Annotated in this window: 5 protein-coding genes; all 5 read right to left on the reverse strand. The window is 71.4% G+C overall.

Annotation, left to right across the window (positions count from 1 at the left end; translation table 11 throughout):
- Positions 1 to 353: 353 nt before the first annotated feature.
- Positions 354 to 767, reverse strand: a complete 414-nt coding sequence (locus ACZ4VL_RS40320) for a hypothetical protein (RefSeq protein ID WP_468210937.1) — start codon at positions 765 to 767, stop codon at positions 354 to 356.
- 30 nt (positions 768 to 797) lie between these two features.
- Positions 798 to 929: a hypothetical protein gene (locus tag ACZ4VL_RS40325; protein ID WP_468210940.1), complete on the reverse strand. Its 132-nt coding sequence runs from the start codon at positions 927 to 929 to the stop codon at positions 798 to 800.
- 204 nt (positions 930 to 1133) lie between these two features.
- Positions 1134 to 1820 carry a hypothetical protein gene (locus ACZ4VL_RS40330; RefSeq protein WP_468210943.1) on the reverse strand — a complete coding sequence of 229 codons (687 nt, stop codon included), beginning with the start codon at positions 1818 to 1820 and terminating at the stop codon, positions 1134 to 1136.
- An 84-nt stretch (positions 1821 to 1904) separates the two neighbouring features.
- On the reverse strand, positions 1905 to 2276 hold the full coding sequence (locus ACZ4VL_RS40335) for an STAS domain-containing protein (protein WP_468210946.1): 372 nt from the start codon (positions 2274 to 2276) through the stop codon (positions 1905 to 1907).
- Positions 2277 to 2609: 333 nt separating this feature from the next.
- The coding region (locus ACZ4VL_RS40340) for an aggregation-promoting factor C-terminal-like domain-containing protein (protein WP_468210949.1) at positions 2610 to 2693 on the reverse strand (84 nt) is incomplete at its 5' end.

Raw genomic sequence — 2693 nt, forward strand, 5'->3', positions numbered from 1 at the left:
CCTCGGGATCGGCCACCTCGAGGGTGACGGACGCGAGGGACGTGTGGGCTGCGGTGGAAGCGTTGGTTGCCATGACCATCACGCTAGGGGTCGGGACGCGGCCGGGGCTTCTCGATTCCTGACCGGTCTCGCGACCCGCATTGCTCCGGCGATACCACCACGACCGCGCCGTTCGCCGCAGCCGCGAGCCGGTCGACCAACTCGCCCGTCTGTGCCTCGCCAGCGGCCACCGCCCACGTCCCCTCAGCCTCCCGGACGCTGGAACTCAACGGGAAAGGCCGGCCCTCCGCACCAACACCGCCCACGCTGAACGCACCCTCCCGTCCGATCTCCCCTCGGCGCGGCCTGCCGTGTCAGGCGCCGTCGATGCGGTCGAGCAACGCCCGGGCGTCAGCGATGCGGATGTTGTCCGGGCCGAAGAGGGCCAGGCAGGCTTCCTGGGCGGCCTCGGCCAGCGAGCGGGCCTCGGTGTCCTGGCCCAGCCCGTGCAGGGCGGCGGCCGCGACCAGCGCGGCGGCCCCGATCTCCGGTCCTGCGCTACGGCCTGCGATTCGGGCCACATCCGCACACTCGGCCTCGCATTCGGCATGCCGGCCGAGGACCAACAGCGCCTGGGCGCGGTCCGCGCGCACTTTCAGGGTCATGGCGTGTTCGGCACCCAGGATCCTGCCGAGGACCTGCAGCAGTGCGTCGTATGTCGTGACCGCCTCGGCGTGACGGCCCTGAGCACTGGCCGCGAGCCCGACGATGTGCAGCGCCAGCGCCACGAACGCGTCGTCCCGCAGCCCCGCCCGGGCCTAGACCACGGAGCGCGCCTCGGCCTCGGGCTCGGCATAGCGTCCCGCCCGGTACAGCGCCGAGGCCTGGTCCACCGGGTTGCTCGCCATCTGACCGGCTTCGCGGTCGTCGCGCGACCCAAAGAATGTCATGATCAGAGTTGATCTGCGCCTCGGGCACCCCGGCGGCTGCTCCTTCAGGCGTTGCCGACGGCGTGGTGCAGAGCCGGGTGGGACCGTCGACGTGGACACGGCGCAGTGCCCGTACGGGCCCCTTCCCGACTGTTCGCCCAGCTCAACGGCCTGCTTATGCTCAGACAACTGCTGCCGAACCCTCAGCCCGTGCGACGGATTCGGTCAGGCCAGTTCCTTGTCGTTGTGGACGTGCCGCGCCCTCGGCACTCCCCCGTACCGGCCGGACTTGCCCGCCGGGGCGGACCGCACGGCGAGCTCCGCCTCCGCGCGCCGCCCCTCGCCCTCGTCCACGGGCCGCACGTCGCTCCAGTAGATGTCGAGCATGGTGCGCAGCGTGACCTGTTCCTGCTCGGCGCCGACCGGCACGGTCAGCCGGTCCAGCATCCGCCACAGCTCGTAGTCGCTCTGCGCGGCGATACCGCCCTCCCTGGCGTGGGCCGCCTGGTGCCGGTGGACCGCGAGGGCGAGCCTGCGCAGCGTCTCGCGCTGCTCCTGTGCGAGCCGGTGGTTGGCAGACCGATTCACCGAGCGCTGCGCCTTGCCCAGTTCGGAGATCGCCCGCTGGATCGTCTGGTGGAAGTTGGCCGCCCGCTTGCGCCAGCTCTCGTACTCGGCGCGGGTGGCGAACCACTCCCGCTTACCCGCCTCGCCGCGGGAGAAGCACGCCGCCTGGAAGAGGTCGCGCTCCGCCTTGCGCTTGCGCAGCACGTTGCCGGCGCGCTGGTGGACGTTGGTGATGACGTCGTACGTGCGCGCCAGGTTGTCCGGGTGGGTCAGTGCCGTCCACACCTCGGGGTCGCGGGCCGGGGGGTGGGCGGCCTCCAAGCCGGTGGCAGGCGGTGTCCCCATGGTGACGGATTGTTCCGCCTCAGGTGGTGCAATGCCCGCAATCGGAGGACTGCTCGGGAAGCCGGCCGGCGGATGGGCCCTTGCTCAGAACGGCGGCGCGGGCTCGATGGTGAACAGGTGCTGGGTGCCGGTGTGTTCCAGTAGGCGCAGGAACTGTTCTCGTGGGGCCGCCAGGAAGAGGCGCTGGCCGGTTGCGGCGACCGCGGTCCGGGCGTCCAGCAGAACGTTCAGGCCCGAGGAGTCGCAGAAGGACAAGTACTGCAGATCGACCACCACGTCGCTCAGGCGCGGCTCACCGGCCAGCGCCTCGAACAGCGCCTGGCGGAAGGCCTGGGCGCGGGAGATGTCCATCTCGCCGTGCGGGCGGACCACGGCCGTACCGCTCCGGGCATCGACCTCGATGTCCGGACCGCCCTTTCCGCTGCGGTGGTGCACGTGGGTCCTCTTTCCGGTCATTCCACCCTAGGCACAACGGGTGGGGATCGACCAGTGCCACCCCTGCACCCCTGCACCCCTGCGAGGACGTCCGTGCATCGGCGACCTTCTGGCGGGCCCGGGCCCCGGCCCACGCTGGTGGCAGCGGCCAACGCCTGCCTGGGCGGTCCCCGCCCGCCTCACCGCCCGCTGAACGCTGCTGGGTCGCGCCGGCCACCGCCCAGGGTTGGGCCGCCCGCTACCGGGCACCGGAAACCGGCATGAGCGACCGGTCCTGGCCGGATACGCCAGGACGCTCGGCCGGGGGTTTCCGGCCGAGCGTCTTGGCGTGCGTGTCTGCTGTCCGCTGGTGGCTTAGTACCAGTGGTTGGCCTGCCAGAAGTTCCAGGCCTCGACCGGGGAGCCGTAGCGGGAGTTCATGTAGTCCAGACCCCACTT

Source organism: Streptomyces sp. NPDC029014, from assembly GCF_055564695.1.